Source organism: Bythopirellula polymerisocia (assembly GCF_007860015.1).
Taxonomy (GTDB): domain Bacteria; phylum Planctomycetota; class Planctomycetia; order Pirellulales; family Lacipirellulaceae; genus Bythopirellula; species Bythopirellula polymerisocia.
In genome coordinates this window covers 1,040,700-1,060,530 of sequence record NZ_SJPS01000001.1, presented here as the reverse complement: position 1 = coordinate 1,060,530, position 19,831 = coordinate 1,040,700, and the positions used below count along the sequence as shown (strand labels likewise).

Sequence of the window (19,831 nt, the reverse complement as noted above, 5' to 3'; positions counted from 1 at the left end):
CTTACCCTGGCATGACTAGGGATGATGATAGTCTCCTGCGACCACCCGGTCGGCGCACCCCCCTGCGTCGCCCGGGTCTTTTTATGGGGGAACTAAACTCAAACGCTCCGCTCTGCCGAGCAGAACTCGTTGGGCGCGTCGCGGCTAAAGACATGCATCGTCGGCTTCGAAGAACTACAGATTTATAATCTCTGCGACCATCGTCTCCAGGTCCACCACTGCCAGGGAGTGAGGATTTGCCCGGTAGAGGGCTCCAGGATTCAGTACCAACGTGGGACCGATCTGCTCAATCTTGGCGACGTGTGTGTGTCCGTAGCAGACCAGATCGTAGATGCCGCCTTGTGTAACCTCCAAAAACTTGCGATGGTCGTCACTGTGTAGCAGGGCAATTCGGCGTCCGGCGATTTCAAGGTCACCAAACACTGCGTGACAAGTTTGGCCTACGCTGGAAATAGCGTCGGCTAACTCCTCGCGATCGTAGTCGCAATTGCCGAAGACAAAGTCGGTTGGCCAACTGATAAAGAGCTTCGCGACCACCGTCGAGCAAACATCACCGCAGTGGAGAACTCGCTCGACTGCTAAGCTTTCAAGCAGATTGATTGCGGCCTGTGTGTTAGCCACATGAGCGTGAGTATCGCTAACAACGCCAATTCGCATGGGAAAATTTCCTTATTGTGTCATGCAACCATAAAGTTCAATTTCGAGCTTGGCAACCTGCTGGCGCAACTTCGACTCAACATCGGCTACTGAAACACCATCCACGAGTACTGTAAGCATTGGTTCGCCGGGTGCAACCTCTGCGTGAGCATTGGGGATGTCGGCTAGGCGAGGATGTTCAAGGGTACCGCAGCGGTGAAGAAGTCGGTCACTGCTGGTTGGCGAAATCGCTAGAGGGTACTTGGCATAGAGGATGGCTTTGCCGCAGAGTAGTTGTGATTCTGTCGCGCGCTCGACCGCTTCCACTGCGGCGGTTGTGCGGGGATTTACCTCCACGGGCCACACTACTTTACCGTCAAATACGAAATCGACTCCAAATAAATCGCGGAGTTCGAATTCTTTCGAGACAACATCCCCAATGCGATGAAGTTGAGCAACTGCCTGACTGGGAAGCTCCCAGGGGGCAATGGTGCCGCAGTATTGGAACTGACGCGCGCCAGTCCACTGCTCGCCGACGAGTTGGCGCGTGATGCCGAGCAGTTTGCAGGTTTGTGATGAAGCCAAGTATATTGCGGAACATGAAACACCTGAAATGCGCCTTTGCCAATAACCTTCTGTTGGCAAGTTGAGGGAATCGAATTCGCATACGCCGCTGCCACTAGCACCCAGGCCTGTCTTGTGGAGCCAATCGCCTGCTCCAGGTGATTGGCCACTGCAAGCGAAAGTTTCAGGGAAATCAAGCCCGACATCCTTAAGAGTTGCTTGCAAAAGAAGAAGGTTGCGAATGGCACGCAGAACCGAACCAGAATTCCCTCGGAGCGGTCGCATGGCTGCCATTTGATCAACCAGGTCCGGATAGTTTTCTAGGGCTCCCGTGTAAATCCAACCATCACACTCGGTCCGTGCCAGGTAATCAGCTAAGTCGTGCGGATAGTTTGTCACGCGCTCGGCTGGACAGGCCCGCCTGAGATCAGCATCGGCAAACAGATCCGCCGTAACTGCCTGAAATCCAGCTCGCAATAGTGAAAACGCTGCCGCGCGAGCGCTGGCACCAACGACGGCAATCGTAGGGCGAGTCGTCATCGGGGCTCTCAATCCGCCAATGATTTCTTGTCGCCGAATCTGCCGCGGAATTCATCGGCAGGATATTTTTCCGCGTTCATGAGCATTTTGCGCCGGTGAGCGGTTGCAATGTCAATTCCCAACGAGTTCGCCAAGGCAAGTGTGTAACTCAAAACATCAGCTAACTCTTCGCCGACGGCAGTGAGTTTATCTTCATCAGCGGAGACTTCACGAGATGTGGAAAGATCTATCCACTGGAAATGCTCCATCAGTTCGGCAGCCTCGATTGCCAAAGCCATTGCCAGATTCTTGGGGGAGTGAAATTGCTGCCAATCGCGTTCGTCAACAAACTGGCGAACGAGTTCGCGAAGATCGGCAATCGTGGTTTGTGAGTCGTTCATGGGGATGGGGTCTATTCAGAAGTTTCGCTGGAGTGTGAAGTACTTGTCATTCCTAAAGGAGACGCACGACTTGAGGAATCTGGGATTTATCATCACACGCTCTCAATTCGTGTTGAAGTCGCTAGTCAGACGCCACTGGTCGCCGATTTTTCCCTGCAGGATAGTGCGGCTCCCATCGGGATGACAGAATAGCAAACTCACGCATATTGGCAAATCTGCTCAATCATGCGGCTGCCTGAAAGCCGGGGAGGGTCTGTTGACGGGGAGGATTGCGACGCTCGAAATAGCGCTGTCGATAGCCGTCGGCGAGATAGCCCATCACCTCTAACACCAAAAGATCGGCCCGATTCATCACATGGCGGGCACTGCGGGCACCGAGACCCTGCACCAATTCTTCCAGTACGGTAACGTGCAAATGCAACGCCCTCTGAGCAGAAACCTCCGAGGTGGCGAGTAATTCACACAGTTCGGCCATCTCGCTGGCTAGGTTGCCTACACCCATGATAACGTAGGTCCGTAGCAATTCGCGGTAATGTGTAACCAGCGATTCTGACAAGTCCAGCGGAGCTTTAATTTTAGAACTGGCCGCCTTGGCAAGGCAGTCGTCGATCTCAGGTAGCTCGTCCGCCGGAGTAGAGGAGCTTGTGGGGTTCTTTAGAACTTCCAGGTCGGTGATTAAGAGTCGCTGTTGTTCGAGAAGTCGCTGCGCTTCGAGGTGTTCTTGTTTGAGTCGTTGGCGGTCGGCCTGAACCAAGCGTCTGTTTTCTCGTTGGAGTTGATGTCGCTGGATCGCACGGGCGAACTTCCACAACAGACCGCGGACGGTGGTCTCAGCGACACAGCAGTAGTCGTCAGCCCCGACCTCGTAGCAGAGTGCGTCGAGTTCCTGCGGTGGCTGCGAACCAAGTAAGATCATCGGCTCCTCGTGACCACCACCCCGCAATCCCTCGACCAGGTCCAAGGCATCCAGGACTGGTGGTTCGTGACTTACAATCACGGCATCAAAAACTTCATCGCGGAGTCTGATAAGGGCGGCCGTGGCTCCAACCACTTCTTCAAGCATGATTTGCGTTGCACTATCGGCAGCAAAGGCCTCTGCCAACCAGTCACCATTGCGGTGGCGAGAGGTGACATGAAGTACCTTCATCCTTGGCGGGAGCGTGCCTTTCAAAGCACCGCATTGAGAGGCAGCTTCAGGTTTTGCGGCGGTTGCAGGCATAAGAGCCAGCTCAAGTGTGTTTGGAACAGTAATTGGCGTGTGGACTGTAGGAAGGCTCGGCGGCTGAGTCAAGAGACAAGGATTGCTAGCAAGGGCTTGAGGACCATCAGCTTCGGTCGAAGGCTAGTTCTCATTTCGATGTACCCAATCGACGCTGGCCATTTCGGCGAGCGCGAGCATCAGGGCGTGGGTTCCACTGCGAGCGTGGTCTTGCTCGAAGAGTTTGCCGTAGAGCTCGCTGGCTAGCGGCAAACGGGGTCAGAACGATTTACGGGAAAATAGTCCTACCCTGTCTTTCACCGATGGTCTTTTTCGAACGCATAAAGCCAATCTAATCTAGATCGCCCAAATCGATTTTATCCTGCTTGAACGCCCGGATGCGGTAGATGACCACATTGCCGCGATCGACGGCGTAAATGATCCGATGAGTTGGCCTGCGACCGAGACCATAACTTACTTGCTGAATGCCTGCCTTACGTAACGCTTTTTCGGTTGCCAGGGGATGCGTCTCGGCCGTGGAGGCCAACTTGAACATCGCCGCATACATTCCCTCTAGCCATCGAAGGGCTTGCTCTGGCTAATGGTTGTCAGCCCACCAAAGGTGATTGGAAAGGATATCGTTTTCGGCCGGGCCAGTGATGATGACGCGGCTATTCATGCCTTGGGAGTGTTAATGCCAAAGCGTTCTTGAAGTTCCCCGCCAAATTCTGTGAGCGGCCTACAATCACCCGCGTTATAGGCGTCAATTCCTTCTTGCACAAACTCGACTTCGCGGGCTTCGACGGCCAGGTTCTCTACATATGCCTTCACGTCACCATGATATTTCGTCAGGGTCTGGTACGCTTCATCAGAGATTTCAATCTGTTTCATTGCTGGTTCTCCATTGGTATTCAGTATACAACGAATTGAACCACTTCGTCAAAAGGTTGGTGATTGCTACTCACTCCTGGTTAGCTTTCGTCAAAATAACCGCGATAAAATTCCCCTGCAGTGCAAATTTTGGTTCACTCATTTCGTTGCGACCAATCAACGCCGCTCATTTCGGCGAGCGCAAGCATCAGGGCGTGGGTTCCACTGCGAGCGTGGCCTTGCTCGATGAGCTTGCCATAGAGCTCATTCGCGAGCGAGAGTCCTGGTAGCTTCAAACCCATTCTTTCGGCCTCCGCCAGCGCGATGCCCATGTCTTTCACAAAATGCTCGACGAAGAATCCGGGGTCGAAATTGCCGGCGATGATTCGTGGTCCCAAATTCGATAGTGACCAACTCCCTGCGGCCCCCGAGGCGACCGACTGCATGACGCTCTCCAGGTCGAGGCCTGCTCGGTAGGCATAGAGCAGTGCTTCGCAAACTCCTACCATGTTGCCGCCGATTAGAATTTGGTTGACCATCTTGGTGTGTTGGCCCGCGCCGGGGCCTCCTTGCCAGACCCAGGTCGAACCCAGAATCTCCCAGCAAGGCGTCAAAGCTTCAACGGTTGGACGGTCACCACCGATCATGATCGACAATGTGCCGTTGCGTGCCCCGACATCTCCACCAGAAATGGGAGCATCTATGCTGAAGACTTCGCGGCGCTCAGCTTGCTCAGCGATCTCAATCGCCAAGCTGGGGCGACTGGTAGTCATGTCCACCAGAACGGATCCAGGCGAACTACCGGCCAGTGCGCCATGCTCACCAAGCAGCACTTCTTCGACATCTGAAGGAAAACCCACGATCGAAAACACAATGTCACTCGTTTGAGCAACTGCTCGGGGCGACTCTGCCCATGTGGCACCGAGTTTCAAGAGTGGGTCTACCTTGGCGCGGGTGCGATTGAACACCGTCACCTTGTAGCCAGCTCTCAGAAGATGGCTACACATGCTCTGCCCCATCACGCCGGTGCCAATCCAGCCGAGACGGGTGTTTTCAGGGGTGATTGGTTTAACCATGGGAGAGCCTTATTTAACCGTTGGAGGTTGGTGATTCCACTCGACAGGTTACCGCAATTCTGCCGGATTCGCAAAAGTAGCGAAGTTTGCCCTTTCTACGTGGCAGTCTACAATTCATGTTCCAAAACGGTTTGGAGAAGATTCGTATTTGTCAGAGGAACACTTGTATACATGGATAAATATCTCCCAGGTTGGAAAGAAGAATTCGTCAGCTTCGTGCAAGACTTATTGCAGGAATCGATTGCAAAGATAAAGTTGCTGGCAGACGGGTCGCAACTCAACCGCCGCACGAAGGCTGCTTGGAGGAAGGGTCGCCGAGCACAGGCCTGCTATCTGGCGATGGGCCACCATAGGCGAAGACTGGCGCGGCGGGCAGAAATCCGCCGACTGGTCGAGGGACCCGTGAGATATCAATGAAAATGACCACTTGCTACGATAGTTCTTGTCGCTATTCAGAGCTAGATTTCAGCGAATCGTAGATTGGCGGGTCATGCCAAAGTGTGGGGACCACCATTGCCGCCAGACAGGCCGCGAGCATGGGCAACAGCTGGGTGTAGCTCCCTGTCAGTTCGATCACCAGGATGATTCCTGTTAGGGGGGCACGCACCACGGCTGTGAAAAATGCTGCCATTGCGGTCACGGCAAATGTAGTAGGATTCGACCCGACTGCTGGAAGCCACACTTGGCACGCATTGCCGAACATCAGTCCTGCCTGAGCGCCGAGCACCAGCATTGGCGCAAATAAACCACCTGGCGTTGCAGCAGCATAGGATATGGCTCCGAGGCCAAAACGGAAGAGAAACGCCACAGGCAGCATGACAGCCACGGTTTTCAGGGTCAGCGCGTTTTGGGTGATCGGATCACCGCCACCCACGAGATGAGGCGCGTACCAGGCAATCAGGCCTACCGCAGCACCGATAAGTAAAGACTGCAGCACGACGGGCCATTTCTCAAACCGTTCGCTCACCGCAATTGCTCCCAGTATTGCTCGATTGTACGCGACGCCGACAACTCCTAAAACAGCGCCCAGCACCACGGAAGCGGCAACCGCAAGTGTTGTCGGAAAGGGTAATATTTCTACCTCAAAATCAGGGCGGTCCCCAATCAGCAATCGCGCTACGGTGATGGCTCCCGCCGATGCACCGAAGGTCGCAATCGTAATTCTGGTATCAAACCTGCGAACTAACTCTTCTAATACGAACACTGCGCCGGCAATGGGAGCGTTGAATGCCGTGGCCAGTCCCGCACCTGCACCTGCGGCGAGCAATGCTCGGTTGTCGGATGAACTGAGTCCCAACTTTCTACCCAGCAGGTGAGAGATGGTGGCCCCCATTTGCACAGTTGGTCCCTCGCGGCCCAGCGCTAGGCCAGAGCCAATCGCCAGTAGCCCGCCGATGAACTTGACTGGAATGAGCTTTGCCCCCGCCGGGGATATTCCTTCATTTAATACGGCTTCCACATGGGGGATGCCGCTACCCGAAGCTTCTGGAGAAAACCGTCGCACGAGCCACGCCGCAAAGGCGGTTGCCGCGGCACAAGCGGCGACAATGAGCAGTAACCCACTTGGTCCAAACCCCTGAAAGTAGGTAATGGCCCAGTCCCGAAAAAGCTCGGCTTGCACCAGAGACAGGCGAAAGAGTGCTCCGATGAATCCTGCCCCTGCGCCAGCAATAAGTGAAGTGAGCGTCAGCGTCAGTAAGTGGCACTCATTTTCTGCTGGTGCCGTACTGGTGGGCTGTCGTTTCGACATAAAGCTACTTTGGATCGTCGATGTCGAATACGTAGCGATCGATGCAGGCGAGGGCACCCAAAGCCAGAGCGGAAGCGACAAACGCGGCAGCAGCCTGACCGCTGTTCACCAGAAAGGAGGTGCTGTCTTCACCGGCCCGATTGATAAACCATTGGACAAGCATCCAGACTGCTTCGCAAAGAAACACGAGTCCCAGGATGAAAGCCACCCAAGCGGCAGCTTCGATCATGCGTTCAAAGAGCCATTCCATAGTTCACCTTTTGAAGTAGGGACCGGCGATGTGTTGCATCGCGGCTAGGTTGTATTGAGACGGGGAAGAATGCCTCGTAAACTTAATTAGTTTGCCACGCTGTCGCAAGCGGCCAAGAGTTTTTCGGCACCCTGCCGATGACAGAAGTCGCCAAATGACTCATCGGGCTCGCGGGCCTCTTTGAAGTGGCGGAAAACATTGACCAGGTCGGGGATCACATCTTCTTCGGGGACCAAATCCTTATAGATGAAATTAAGCCGATCTCCGCAGACACGTCCTCCCAGAAAGATCGTGTACTTGCCGGCGGTCTTGCCTACCAGGCCGATGTCGGAGTTGTAAGGCCGCGCGCAGCCATTGGGGCACCCAGTCATGCGGAAGGTGAAGACTTCATCCTTCAGGTCCAATTTGGCCAATTCGGCTTCTAACTGGTCGATGATGCCAGGGAGGACCCGTTCGCTCTCAGTGATCGCTAAGCCACAAGTGGGCAGCGCCGGGCAAGCCATCGACCAGCGCCGAGCATTGGAGATTTCTTCGCTCAGTGGGACGCCATGCCGGCGGAGGATTTCAAAGAGTTTGGGCCGATCTTTCTCAGTCAGATCGCAAAAGATTATGCTCTGGTGGGGAGTGAGTCGCAATGGCGGCGCCATGGTGCTGCAGATTTCACGCAATGCAGACTTGAGGCGGAAACTCCCCTCGTCCTTGATTCGCCCATTCTCAACGTTGAGCCCATAAAACCACTGCCCGTCCCCTTGGGCCTGCCATCCCATCCCATCATTGAAGCCGTGCACTTCGATCGGTCGCGGATCCTGCAGTTTTGCGCCGTAGTATTCCTCGACCTTTTGCCTAAAACGGTCGAGACCCCAATTGTGGATCAAGTATTTCATGCGGGCGACCTTGCGATCTGCCCGATTGCCGAAATCACGTTGCACTTTGACAATAGCCGTGGCGACGTCGATCGCCTGTGTCGGGCTGACGAAGCACATTGCCTGAGCAACCGCAGGGAAAGTTTTTTTGGCGCTGGGTGTGACGCCAAAGCCGCCTCCCACCAGCACGTTGTAACCAACGATCCGCCAATGCTCGCAGATTGCCATTAAGCCTACGTCTTGCGAATAAATATCGGCACTGTTATCTCCAGGGAGTGCAATGCCGAACTTGAATTTACGCGGCAAATAAGTGGGGCCATAGATCGGCTCTATTTCCTGGCCGTTCGAGCCACCCGCAAGACGTTTCTCTCCCGTAGATTCGTCAGTGAGCCATAGTTCGTAGTAGGCAGTAGTTCGCGGAGTGAGATGAATCGCCAGCCGCTCGGCCAAATCCTGCATCTGGTCGTAAACGGGGTCTCCCTTGTAGGGGCAAGGCGAGCACATCACGTTTCGCTTCACGTCGCCGCAGGCCGCAATGGTCGTGAGTTTCGATTCGTTGATGCGGCGAATCGTTTGCTTCAAATCCTTCTTGAGCACCCCATGCAGCTGCAACCCCTGGCGAGTTGTGATGCGGAGTGTGCTATTGCCCACATCGTCACCCAGGTCAATCTCGGCCAGCAGTTGTTCGCTGGAGAGGATGCCACCTGGCACGGCCGTACGAACCATGAAGCTGTAAGTCTTACCTTCTTTGGAGCGGTCGTCGCGATTGTCTTGCTGATAGGTGCCGTGGTGCTTGAGAAGTTGCAGGCTCTCTTTGCCGAAATGGTCCGTGCCATCGACCAGTTCCTGGGGAATCGGCTCAAGAAGGTAATTGCTCGCCTGCTTGATATGCTCGACAGCGCTTAATTTCTCGCCGACGGCACCAAGTTTCTTGCTGCCAGCACCCGGTTTATTGCTCTTTTCGTCACTCATCAGGATATTCGTTCGCCTGCTTGGTACAGTTTGCCCATTTCAGTCAAAGCCCCAGAAGATTACATGATACTCGCTCGAATGGGTTTCGACCATATTGACACTCGGTGACCCGGTCTGTCGAGGGAGTTGAATCGGCAAGAAACTAGGTCTAGGATGCCCGACATGAGTCAAACAAATAGAAGTGAATTCTCGCTCCAAAATCGCGTCTCAGTTTGGGTAGCCACGGGTTTGGGTGTGGGCTGCGCTAGCCCTGCTCCAGGAACCATGGGGGGACTGTGGGGCATCCCACTGGCCTGGGCGCTAGCCCATCTGCCCTCAACTGGCTGGCAATGCGCAGCCATTCTGGTAATTCTCGGGGTCTCCGTGGTGATCTGCAATCACGCCGCTGGGCTACTCGGCAGAAAAGATCCCCCGGAAATCGTTCTAGACGAAATCGCTGCATTGCCCATTGTTTTCCTGGGCACGGGGATTGGCAACTGGCGAGTTCTACTAGCGGGATGGTTCTTATTTCGGCTGTTCGATATCAGCAAACCCCCACCAGCTAGGCAAGTGGAATCCTGTCCCGCAGGATGGGGAATCATGGCGGATGACGTGGTAGCCGCAATTTACGCCTGCGCAGTTTTATGGAGTCTGGCATGGCTAGACAGCAGAATGGGTTGGGGGCTCATCACAGCTGCCGCGGCGGGTTAGAATAGGCGAGCTTCACCCCCATGCCCCGTTACTCCCCCCCTTTGCCATGACCGCACAAATCCTTGACGGCAAGAAGCTTGCCAAGCAAATCCGCACTGAGTTGGCCGAGCAAGTGACTAGATTCGCTGCCGAAACGAAAGTCACTCCCACACTAGCCGCCGTGTTGGTGGGAGATGATCCGGCCAGTGACGTGTACGTTCGCAACAAGCGGCGAGATTGTGCTGAGGTCGGGATTGAGAGCATACTTCATCGATTGCCTGCGGAAACTTCCCAGTCGGAACTACTCTCGCTTATCGCCAAGCTCAATATCGACTCACAAGTACATGGTATCCTTGTGCAATTGCCTCTGCCGAAGCACATCAACACCGAGCAAGTGCTCGAGGCGATAGCCCCGACTAAAGATGTTGATGCATTTCACCCGGAGAACGTTGGCAGACTGGTACAGGGTCGCCCGGTGTTTCTCCCCTGTACGCCTCACGGCGTAGTTGAATTGCTAAAGCGCAATAATATCCCAATTGCCGGCAAGCATGTCGTCGTTGTTGGTCGGAGCGACATCGTCGGCAAACCACTATCGATCATGCTTGCTCAAAAGGGGGCCGATGCGACGGTTACACTCTGTCATAGTCGTACTCAGAATTTGCCGGAGGTGACTCGGTTAGCCGATATCCTGGTCGTCGCCATCGGCAAGCCGAACTTCATTACGGCCGACATGGTGCGTCCCGGGGCTGTCGTCGTTGATGTGGGTATTAACCGCACCGATGCAGGGTTAGTCGGCGATGTTGACTTCGATGCGGTCAGCAAGGTGGCAGGGCACATTACGCCTGTTCCCGGCGGTGTGGGACCTCTAACGCGAGTCATGCTGCTGATCAACACCCTCAGTGCCGCTCGTGTGTCTAGTCAGCATAATTGACAGACTCCAACTAACACTCCCGAGGGTTGGGAGGCTGCCATCGGGGGCCAAAATCGGTATCATGGAAGGACTTTCAACCTTCGCTCATCGCCAAAGGATTGCGATCGTGGCATCCTGATAAGGAATACGACTTCAAGATGACTCCGTTCGGACAACTCCTTGGTCAATTGCGCCGTCGTGCTGGCTTGGGCCTGCGAACATTCGCGGAGCTTGTGGATGAACGCGCCTCGACAGTCAGTGCCATCGAACATGGCATGCGAACTCCCTGGCACCGCCAAGTAACGCTTTCCGCGGTTGCCGACGTTTTAGGATTGGTAGCGAGTTCGCCTTTCTGCGAAGAGTTTTTTCTATCCGCGAGGAACTCTTTTTCGACCAAAGGTAGTGCTACTCAATCCACTCCTGGTGTGCTGAGTTGGTGGTGGACCACTGACCGCGCTTCTGCGCTCGACCACGCTGCGATTCGGGAGCTAGCTGAATTCATCGGAGCAAGAGATTCCTCCTCCGATGATTGCAATGCCAATGACACTGCCTCGGCTGCCCGTGAACTTTCTCGCTATCCTGCGCTCACGGAACTTGCGGCTGAATGGCGAGTGCGCAAATTGCTTGGACGGCGCGAGTCGCAATTCGTTGTCGCACCGGTTGATGTCGAGGCAGTATTTGAAAATCAGATGAGTGTACGATTGGAAATCGTCCCGGGTTTGATTCCTAATTTTAGCGTTCAGGCATGTGTGGTGATGGGATCAGGTGAAACCACGCTACTCGTGGATCGCATCGTGGCCGATTCGCGACCGCTCGCCTCTTACCGAGAATTGCTGGCTCGCTGTGTCGCTCCACGGGCCTTGTGGATCGAACCGGACCAACCCCTTCCATCTGATTGGTTCTTGAGTCTGCAACAGACCGAGGATTGGCCCCAACTTCTGCGAGATTGCGAGCGGTTTTCCCTTTCAATGTTACTCCCCGCCGCTCCAGTACTCTCAGCCGCATCGGCCGCATATCGGGAAGTGGTCCAACAACAAGGCTGGGTCGACACCGAAACGGCCGCATGCGCGGTTCGCAATCGCTTGGCTGAGCAATTTGCTGTGCCCCCGCTGTTGGTCCACACACGTCTAGTCCGCTGGCCATGCCATGTGTACGGCCGCATCGCCCAAGCCCTGGCAGCAGAAGAACTCGACCTGCCGCCCGTAGAATGGTTCGTCGAACATGAACAGCCCCAACAGCGGCTGCTGTTTGAGAAGAGTTTGTCGGCTCCGCTATCACCTTAGCCGGACCAACACTTTGGTCCGGAATAAGCGCCGCTCACTCGTCTTCGTAGAAGGCCTGCGAAACGATCGCCACCGGCTGCGTGCGATAGGGAGTGCGAGACTCGTACATTTTGATCCGCGTCACGTAATCGTTGCGGAGCGCTGAAGGAGCTGTTTCAACGGCCGCTTCGAGAGTTTTAATTGCTTCGTCGTAGTCACCAGCGTTGGCCAGCGCTGCGGCAAGGGTGTCCAGTGCGACATGTTTGTCGCCGTATTCAAATTCCAAAGCTTGACGCGCGCCTAGCACAGCGTTTTCTGGATCGCGGAAGTTCTCATCAGGACAGGTGGCTAGTAGCCACGCTCCGTTGCGATAAGCATGGGCAAAGCTGGGTTTGATCTCGATTGCCTCGGCATAGTCGGCCAGCGCTTCGGCGTAATGGCCCATGTCGGCGAGAAGATCTCCCCGACTGCAGAGGATACCTGCATTCTCGGGATCAAGCTTCGCTGCGGCTGTGAAATGGGTGTAAGCTTCTTCCCAGCGGCCACCGATGTGACACACCCGTGCGAGACCCAAGCGAGCCGACGAAAGTTTGCTATCCAGGCGGCAGGCTTGCTTGTAGTCTTGCTCGGCGCTGTTAAGGTCGCCGGCCTGCACAAACAACGTGGCCCGATTAGTGTATGCCTTGGCAAACAAGGGATTTAACTCAAGCACAAGATTGAAATCATCAAAGGCCTCGGCAAACTGGCCCGACTCGGCATAGGAGACGCCACGATTGTGCAGAGCACGCCAGTTCTTGCGATCGAACTTAAGTGCTTCCTGGAAATCGGCATCCGCCAAATCGCTCTTGCCATCACCAGAATAGAGTTGTCCGCGCCGATTCAAGGCCCACGAAATGAGCTGGTTTGCATACTGCTTGTTTTCACCCTTGGCACCCAGGCGAATCGCTTCTACGCCAATATCGATGACTTCTGAAAAGTCGGTCGTGGTGGCTGCTATCTGGGATGCCGCATGAGCATTGACGAGCAGTTGCCCCACTGTATCGAGTGGAGTTGGCTTCGAAACCTGGAGCTTTATAGCAGTCCGAGGCCTCGCGACGGTTCTCATGGCGGTCCTCGGAATCGCCTGTTTTGGCATTCCAGAGCGAGTCACTTCCGGATCAGCTTCGCTATTAAATAGGGCCGGTCGATACGATTCATCACTGACGAGCTTAATATCCCCACGAGAACTTGGAGCTGTTTTGTTGGCCGGTTTTTCCGACGAAGCAATCGTCCATGAGTTGTCTTGAATAGGCGGCGAAACCGAGATCGGCGTTGCGGCAGCTTCTTCCACGAAGACGAAGGCTTCCCCTTTGTCGGCAGTGTGGGCCGACGATTCAACAACGGCAGCCGTATCATCTCCTACAAACTTGAAAGAATTGTCGTCAGCGCCAGCAGTGGCAGCACCGACGAGGCATGCAATTCCGCAAAATGTATGATTGAGACAAGAGAGAAGTGAAATTTTCATGATTTCCGAACCGCAAGTTGGAGGACTTTGCAGAGCCAATGATCTAACGGAGCGACTGAACCTACAGCGCCTCGGTCATTGGTATCGACTGCCGCATCAAAGTCACTGCAATCGAAACACTCAAAAGAATCGGAAATGTCCGAGTAGATAGCCCATCTTCTAGTTAACTGAATGTCAGATCGGTGCTAGCATGGAAGGGATGAATCTACAACGAGAAATTGGGCGACAGTCTCGGGAGTCTGTTTTGCGTCTGCCCATGGTCGGCAGAAGGAGAAATGCGATGCGAGCTACGAGGGAACTGGGTCTGAGATCAACCTATCTGTTCGCAATTGCCTTGAGCACTATTCAGCCAGGGTTCGCAGAATCAGCAGCCGAGAAATCGGCCTCCCTGGTGCCAATTCGCATTGTCGACGGGCAATTTGTATTCGGAGAATCGGGCAAGCGATTTTCCCCCTGGGGGTTTAACTACGTCGGCGATTTCGGGAGGATCGTCGAAGAGTACTGGGAAGACGATTGGCCGCGCGTGGAAAAGGATTTTCGTGAAATGCGCAAGCTAGGCGCAAATGTCGTTCGGCTGCATCTTCAACTGGGCACCTACATGAAGACTCCGCAGCAAGTGGATGCTGCAGAATTAGAGCGACTCAGACGCACCTTGGATCTTGCCCAAGAAGTTGGTCTGTATCTCGATCTGACCGGACTAAGCTGTTATCACCTAGCGGAAGTGCCTCCTTGGTACGATGACTTATCGGAGAAAGACCGCTGGCAGGTTCAAGCGACTTTTTGGGAGGCCATCGCCAAGACATGTGCTGGTCATCCGGCGGTGTTCTGTTACGACCTCATCAACGAGCCCGTCGTCGGTAATGCAAAAGAGGGGGAGCACCCCTGGTTGTTGGGCGAACTGGAAGGGATGTATTTTGTGCAGCGGATCAGCAACGATCTGGGGGAGCGAGAACCGAGAGCCATTGCCGAGGCTTGGGTCAAGCAGATGGTCAGCGCGATTCGAAAACACGACACCGAGCATTTAATCACTGTCGGAGTTATCCCCTGGGCACAAGTATTTCCGGGAGCCAAGCCGGTCTTTTACTCGCCCGAAGTTGCCCGCCATCTCGATTTTGTGAGCGTGCATTTTTATCCCAAGACAGGCGAAGTTGAAAAAACGGTAGAAGCCCTGGCCGTCTACGACATTGGCAAGCCTTTGGTCGTGGAAGAAACCTTTCCCTTGAGTTGCTCGTTGGAAGAGCTGGACCGTTTTATCCAGCAGACGGATGATCGAGTCGAAGGTTGGATCAGCCACTATTTTGGACGCTCAATTGCGGAGCACCGCGAGGGAGCAACGCCGGTGGGAATGCCTGTCGCAGAGTTTCTCGAGTATTGGCAAAAGAAGGAGAAATCCATGGGGGCAACGGATCCGCAGCAGACAGAAGAAATAGACCACAGATAAACGCGGATGTGCGCGGATTTCAGAAGAAATAGATGTCTTGAATGATCCGCGTCAATCCGCTTAATCTGCGCTTGTCCGCGCCTAATTCCTTCGCTTTTTGGCTTCTACTACAAAATTGCGCTTGAACAATGTTATGCCGCACTTACTGCTAACAGCTTTGGTTAGTGTTTCGTTTTCGTTTGGGTTTTCATGCCAACTTGCCAATGCCGAGGACGAAGTCGAGATCGCCCTGATTGACGACAACGACTTCCAGCGCGGGTTTGTCGTTTGGTCACCTAAGCCCGGCATGAAGCGAGAGACGGGCAAGTTGGCTCCGCTTGCCAATCAGGGAGAACCCGTCTGGGGACTCGCGCAGTGGCACAGCCGTTTCGATTTGGCTCAATCCAATATCTCTCCAGGGTTGATGCGGTACGCCCATGAGGCGAAGTCCGTGGAGTTCGACTTCAGCGACCCCGCGGGGGGGACGATCACCCTCGGATTGGAGGGGATGACCGAGTACGACGGCAAGGCACCAGAGCGGGGTGCCGCTTGGCCACACCTGCTCGTAGAGCGACAATTGCTGGCCCATCCGTCCTTGACAGAGATTGCCAGCGTGCCGTTTCGTTTTTCCTACCGACTTATTCAAGAGGAATGGCACCGCCCGGAGGGTTGGGACGCCGAGCGCCACACGGCTCAATTCGTGTTCTACATCACCGTGCAGAACCAAAACCCCCAATCGGCCGGGTTTCGCGATTTCCTCTGGTTTGGCGTGCCGATCTACGACACGCGCTATCGTCACAATCCGCAACGCGCGGCAATAGACTTCAGCACGAAGCACAAGAAAGGGACTGGCAAGTTCATATTCAGGCCAGACAGCAACCATTTCACCGATCAATCAGCCCAGGATGGCCGATGGATCACCATCGACGTGGATCTGCTCCCGCTCATGAAAGAGGCCCTCACCAAGGCCTGGGAGCTAGGCTACTTGACCGACTCCCGCGACATGCAGGACTACCACCTGGGCAGCATGAATTTCGGCTGGGAAGTCCCCGGCACGATGAATGTCGCCATGCAAGTCAAGGGCTTGAGTCTCTGGGCGACGAGGTAAGATTAAGACCATCGACGAGAGTGCTTATTTACTGTCAAGCACCAGAGCAGTCACTGGCGGAGGATTGGCACGCCGCCGCTAGGTGGGTGTTGGGGGAGAAAACGGGCATTTTTGCCAATACAAGGCGGACAGGATACAATCTGTCTAGGCAGCAAATGAGCGGTCTTTTCCGCGTGTCCAAACGTTTTGCCGCAGTGCGTCGGACAGAATTCAAATCATAGTCAACTCGAACCCAAATCAACTACATGGAACCAATTCCTGAGGTCCTGCCAAGCTTCGTCGGAAAGACGGTTACGTTTTATTCTAGAAGTTGGCAATCAGCAAACGTTTTAGGCTCAATTACCTCTCCTTGCTTTGAAATGCAAGCAGGAAGGCTATTTGTTGTTGGTGAAGCTGCTACATCATCAGTTTCCTGGGCACGAGGTGCACATTCTGCTGTGGCCTGGGACGAGGTAAGTTCATACTTGGTTCTCGACACTCATGAGTATCAACGCCAGAAGGATTTGCATGAGAAGAATCGTGGTTCAAATAAGGGTTCAACGGCTGGTGGATTGTTTAGCTTTCTGCGTCGACAATGAAACGTTCGTTGGCAAATCGCATCTACAAGGAAATTATTGGCTTAGCCAAGGCAACTTGCCAAAACTGCTTCGGTTTTTATCGTCCGCCGCTACCAAAGCCCCATTTGGGGGGTGGCGTTGCGGCTAAGTTCCGGGGTTTGGCACTCTGCCGCGACTTCGGTGCTTTACTCTGACTCTAGTTGTGTAAAGCCAATTTCCTAAGTTGGTCGGTTATTGAATGTGCTTTTCCACCAATTCAAAAAGCTGAGTCGGAGTTGCATTCTTGGAATGGTTTTTAAACTCTGACTTGCTCAGCTCGATGTCGAAAACAAACTCCATTGTAACCAGGACTTCGGCTGCGTAGATACCGCTCAACTTCAACGGTGGGAGTTCGATGCTCTTGTTGACATCGATTTTATTGGGGTTGATTTCGGCTTTATGTGCAAAACTCTCGGAAATCTCTGAGAGTATTTCCAAGATGGTAAGCATTCTTTTATCGGGATAGGTTGCTGCCAGATTATGTGCGTCGGATTTAACATTCGAGATTACTAACTCCCTACGACTAATGTCACTTTTATGGGGAGGTGCTGAAATCTTGCAGACGTATTTGTCACAGAGATAGGCGTAGTCAACGTCTTCTCTGATGTCGTCTGCCAAAATAGATTCCGGTCGGGTGTCGATAATACGCATCTTAGCGACCGGCTTTTCCTTAGGGGCAATGGGTTCGATTTCTTCCCATTCACCCTTGACATGTTTACCAAAGAATCTGTCGGGTATCTTCTCATCTATTTTTGGAATGTACGTGATAGTCTGTATGGTAGGCTCGCCATTGCCCGTGACAATTTTCAAGATTAGAAAGGTATCTTTCTCAATCCAAAGTGAAATCTTATCGTTTGCATAAAGACCATCTAGTCGATAGCAAATATTCTTTCCAAGTTTCTCTTGTTTTGGAGGTCGATGTGCTGAAAATTCGGTCAACTTCCGTCCTCTAATTAATTGTGGCATAAGGAGAACCGGGATGTAGTGTGCCGTGCCTGAAGATATTCCTGTGAGACCAGCCGTCGCCCTACCCAAGGACTCTTCTTTTTTAAAGTTTGCTGGTTCTTCGTCGCTGACCATCGTGCAGTGGCCATCATGCCAAAGGATTGTTTCATCTGAGAAGTTCTTCCCAAAGTAGTTTTTCCGATACGCGAATCTATACTCTAGTGTATCGTTGCCTCTACGCATTGCAGTGCGAAACACTGTGTTGTGGCTCCATCTTGAGCCGTCTTCCCTTGTAAATTCGGTTATCGATTTTCCCGAGTCCTGATATTCCTTGCACTCTGAATATGTATGGCCAACCCTTTTGAGAATCTGCTGGGAAGATAGACCCTTTTGAGTCGGTGTTTGATTCGGGGCAGCGATATTCGAACCTTCACGTACTTCTTCGAGCCTTTTGCTGTTAGTTTCAATCGCTCGGCAAGTATTGGTTGAACAAAATCCGAATACCAGGCTAGCCAGTGCGATTGTCAGAAATCGATTTTTTGCTGACATGCTAATTCCCTTTAGGATAATGAAAATTTACCTTTCGAAGTGATGAGCGACAATGCGATGGGGGCTGTGCCCCATCCTTTGCCAATCGTGGGGCTGCTCCCATTGTACCGAGAATCGTCATTGAAGGTATTGATTGCCTATGTAGGCGAGCTGTCAATTCACCTCCACAAAGGCAGATTCCGAATCTGCCTCGGCTTCATCGACTTGAGCAGTTTCGCACCACCTACCTAAGTTCCGCGGCTTTATCGACCGCCGCTACTTGGGTGGTTCACTTCGAAGCCATTGGTGGAAGGCCGTTTCGCACGGCGTTCTACGTCTTGTGAAATGGTATGGCTGCGATTTGATACTTGTCTTCGTATACGACATAGCCTGGATTTGTGCTTTTCAACATACGAATCGTAAGGTCGTGATTGTTTAGTACCGAAACAATTTCACGCAAATTAGCTATGCATTCCGATGCGTCAGCCTTGAACCAACAGACAGCTTTTTTTTCTGCATCGTTTTTCCGTGAACGTGCCAACCTCGTTGGCTCTTGTAAGTTCGTAGTGAACCAGTCGTCTAACTCTTGCAGTCGAGAGAATTCATAGTCTGTCAATGTGCCTGTCTCTAGTAGGTGCCCCAAAGCACCGAAGACTGACCAGATGTAATTCGAATTCGGGTCCACAGTCTCAGGCTCGAATCGTAAATACATACCTGAACATGTAGAATTGATGTTAATGAGATGTGTAAAGAGCGACGGAACTGGATTATATCCCCAGTCATGGATGTAGCAAGAACAACCTATTCCGTTCGACGCGTCAGCTTCATCGACTTGTGCATTTTCGCTACACCTGCCCAAGTTCGGCGGAGGTTTTATCGTCCGCCGCTACTTACAGAGCCTTGTTGAGAGAATTCTAAGTAATCGGGAGTCTTATTCCTGACCGGTGGGTGGCAGGCTGTTGTTTTGGCAACTATGCTCGGAAGACCAAGCAAAATCTTGCTGGAACAATGCTATGCATCGTCTTGAATCAACTCAGGCGATGGGGACCGACACCCGAGGAGAAGACTTGCCCTTTTGTTCTCTTCTAACGCGTCGGGGCACGTAGCGCCCCCCCAACTCCCAGCCCCCGAATCCCAGCCCCATTTCCTCCTCCTTTGCCCCTTTGCGAGAGTCTTCCATTCCGTCATGAATTGCCGGAACGCGTATTCCAAACGATACAAATCTTCTCAGCTTGCATCAATTTATTGAACCTGAGGTTGCAGTGAAAACGGAGGGAACGGAACCTAGTCGCCTTTCGCTCCGCGAAAGAAGCGCTACTTTCGCGGAGCGAAAGGCGACAAGTTCGGATAATCTTATCCATGTCCAGTCGTGCTACTTACGATTCAAGTCTTCTCGACGTGCGCAAATATATTGGACAGGAGATAACCGAGAAAACGGAGGTATAAGAAAGTAGCGTGGAACACTAATCTACGCTAATCAGCGCTAATCCAAATTAGTGAAGATTAGCGAAGATAAGTGTTTCTTTCTTCATTACTTTCATTCGCTCTGTTAGCTTCGTTGCCTCCTGTTCCATGAATTATGATTGCGGCAAGGTGCCGCGTTAGGTTTCTCGTTCCGACTTGCAGCTTCCCCCCTCTCGCCACTCACCACTTTTTACTAGAAATTGTGCCACCCTGTTTAATACAATGGGTCTTGCCCACCACTAGGCAAGTTCCTTGAAAATCAAATGGAATTATTGTTGCCCCCAGACCGGCGACGCGGCTAGAGATTCGTCGGTTGTCGTCAGCAC

General features: G+C 53.2%; 18 protein-coding genes. 6 read left to right on the top strand and 12 right to left on the bottom strand.

Annotation, left to right across the window (positions count from 1 at the left end):
- Nucleotides 1–174: 174 nt before the first annotated feature.
- The 7 genes from Pla144_RS04145 to Pla144_RS04115 all read right to left on the bottom strand — a co-directional run bounded on the left by Pla144_RS04145 (nt 175) and on the right by Pla144_RS04115 (nt 5,264).
- The gene (locus Pla144_RS04145) at nt 175–657 is read right to left on the bottom strand and encodes a YfcE family phosphodiesterase (RefSeq protein ID WP_146448031.1); all 483 of its coding nucleotides are present in this window, start codon (nt 655–657) and stop codon (nt 175–177) included.
- A gap of 12 nt (nt 658–669) precedes the next feature.
- On the bottom strand, nt 670–1,740 hold the full coding sequence (locus tag Pla144_RS04140) for an ATP-grasp domain-containing protein (RefSeq protein ID WP_146448030.1): 1,071 nt from the start codon (nt 1,738–1,740) through the stop codon (nt 670–672).
- Nucleotides 1,741–1,748: 8 nt separating this feature from the next.
- Entirely contained in the window at nt 1,749–2,120 is a 372-nt protein-coding gene (locus tag Pla144_RS04135; RefSeq protein ID WP_146448029.1) for a nucleotide pyrophosphohydrolase, read from the bottom strand.
- Nucleotides 2,121–2,343: 223 nt separating this feature from the next.
- Nucleotides 2,344–3,339: a response regulator transcription factor gene (locus Pla144_RS04130; RefSeq protein ID WP_146448028.1), complete on the bottom strand. Its 996-nt coding sequence runs from the start codon at nt 3,337–3,339 to the stop codon at nt 2,344–2,346.
- A gap of 331 nt (nt 3,340–3,670) precedes the next feature.
- The gene (locus Pla144_RS04125; protein WP_146448027.1) at nt 3,671–3,874 is read right to left on the bottom strand and encodes a hypothetical protein; all 204 of its coding nucleotides are present in this window, start codon (nt 3,872–3,874) and stop codon (nt 3,671–3,673) included.
- A 119-nt stretch (nt 3,875–3,993) separates the two neighbouring features.
- Entirely contained in the window at nt 3,994–4,209 is a 216-nt protein-coding gene (locus Pla144_RS04120) for a hypothetical protein (RefSeq protein WP_146448026.1), read from the bottom strand.
- A 134-nt stretch (nt 4,210–4,343) separates the two neighbouring features.
- Nucleotides 4,344–5,264 (bottom strand): NAD(P)-dependent oxidoreductase, encoded by a 921-nt coding sequence (locus tag Pla144_RS04115; RefSeq protein ID WP_146448025.1) that lies wholly within the window; start codon nt 5,262–5,264, stop codon nt 4,344–4,346.
- A 171-nt stretch (nt 5,265–5,435) separates the two neighbouring features.
- On the opposite strand from Pla144_RS04115, the gene Pla144_RS04110 reads away from it, so the two are divergent.
- Nucleotides 5,436–5,681 carry a hypothetical protein gene (locus tag Pla144_RS04110; RefSeq protein ID WP_146448024.1) on the top strand — a complete coding sequence of 82 codons (246 nt, stop codon included), beginning with the start codon at nt 5,436–5,438 and terminating at the stop codon, nt 5,679–5,681.
- A 31-nt stretch (nt 5,682–5,712) separates the two neighbouring features.
- On the opposite strand, the gene clcA is transcribed toward Pla144_RS04110, so the two are convergent.
- The 3 genes from clcA to Pla144_RS04095 all read right to left on the bottom strand — a co-directional run bounded on the left by clcA (nt 5,713) and on the right by Pla144_RS04095 (nt 9,099).
- Complete coding sequence (clcA, locus tag Pla144_RS04105) at nt 5,713–7,014, bottom strand: H(+)/Cl(-) exchange transporter ClcA (RefSeq protein ID WP_146448023.1); 1,302 nt, start codon at nt 7,012–7,014, stop codon at nt 5,713–5,715.
- Nucleotides 7,015–7,018: 4 nt separating this feature from the next.
- Nucleotides 7,019–7,264: a hypothetical protein gene (locus tag Pla144_RS04100; protein WP_146448022.1), complete on the bottom strand. Its 246-nt coding sequence runs from the start codon at nt 7,262–7,264 to the stop codon at nt 7,019–7,021.
- Between the two features lie 86 nt (nt 7,265–7,350).
- A complete protein-coding gene (locus tag Pla144_RS04095; RefSeq protein ID WP_146448021.1) occupies nt 7,351–9,099 on the bottom strand; it encodes an NADPH-dependent assimilatory sulfite reductase hemoprotein subunit in 1,749 nt (582 codons plus the stop codon).
- A 162-nt stretch (nt 9,100–9,261) separates the two neighbouring features.
- On the opposite strand from Pla144_RS04095, the gene Pla144_RS04090 reads away from it, so the two are divergent.
- From Pla144_RS04090 to Pla144_RS04080, 3 genes are all read left to right on the top strand, one after another.
- Entirely contained in the window at nt 9,262–9,789 is a 528-nt protein-coding gene (locus Pla144_RS04090) for a phosphatidylglycerophosphatase A family protein (RefSeq protein WP_197530372.1), read from the top strand.
- 46 nt (nt 9,790–9,835) lie between these two features.
- Nucleotides 9,836–10,699, top strand: a complete 864-nt coding sequence (gene folD, locus Pla144_RS04085) for a bifunctional methylenetetrahydrofolate dehydrogenase/methenyltetrahydrofolate cyclohydrolase FolD (protein ID WP_146448019.1) — start codon at nt 9,836–9,838, stop codon at nt 10,697–10,699.
- Between the two features lie 137 nt (nt 10,700–10,836).
- Nucleotides 10,837–11,961 carry a helix-turn-helix domain-containing protein gene (locus tag Pla144_RS04080; protein WP_146448018.1) on the top strand — a complete coding sequence of 375 codons (1,125 nt, stop codon included), beginning with the start codon at nt 10,837–10,839 and terminating at the stop codon, nt 11,959–11,961.
- A gap of 34 nt (nt 11,962–11,995) precedes the next feature.
- Here Pla144_RS04080 and Pla144_RS04075 read toward each other — a convergent pair whose 3' ends face one another.
- Nucleotides 11,996–13,444, bottom strand: a complete 1,449-nt coding sequence (locus Pla144_RS04075; protein WP_146448017.1) for a tetratricopeptide repeat protein — start codon at nt 13,442–13,444, stop codon at nt 11,996–11,998.
- A 280-nt stretch (nt 13,445–13,724) separates the two neighbouring features.
- Here Pla144_RS04075 and Pla144_RS04070 point away from each other — a divergent pair, with 280 nt between their 5' ends.
- The gene (locus Pla144_RS04070) at nt 13,725–14,885 is read left to right on the top strand and encodes a cellulase family glycosylhydrolase (RefSeq protein WP_197530371.1); all 1,161 of its coding nucleotides are present in this window, start codon (nt 13,725–13,727) and stop codon (nt 14,883–14,885) included.
- A gap of 133 nt (nt 14,886–15,018) precedes the next feature.
- Entirely contained in the window at nt 15,019–15,972 is a 954-nt protein-coding gene (locus tag Pla144_RS04065) for a hypothetical protein (protein ID WP_146448015.1), read from the top strand.
- Between the two features lie 788 nt (nt 15,973–16,760).
- Here Pla144_RS04065 and Pla144_RS04060 read toward each other — a convergent pair.
- Nucleotides 16,761–18,062: a hypothetical protein gene (locus tag Pla144_RS04060; protein WP_146448014.1), complete on the bottom strand. Its 1,302-nt coding sequence runs from the start codon at nt 18,060–18,062 to the stop codon at nt 16,761–16,763.
- Between the last annotated feature and the right edge of the window lie 1,769 nt (nt 18,063–19,831).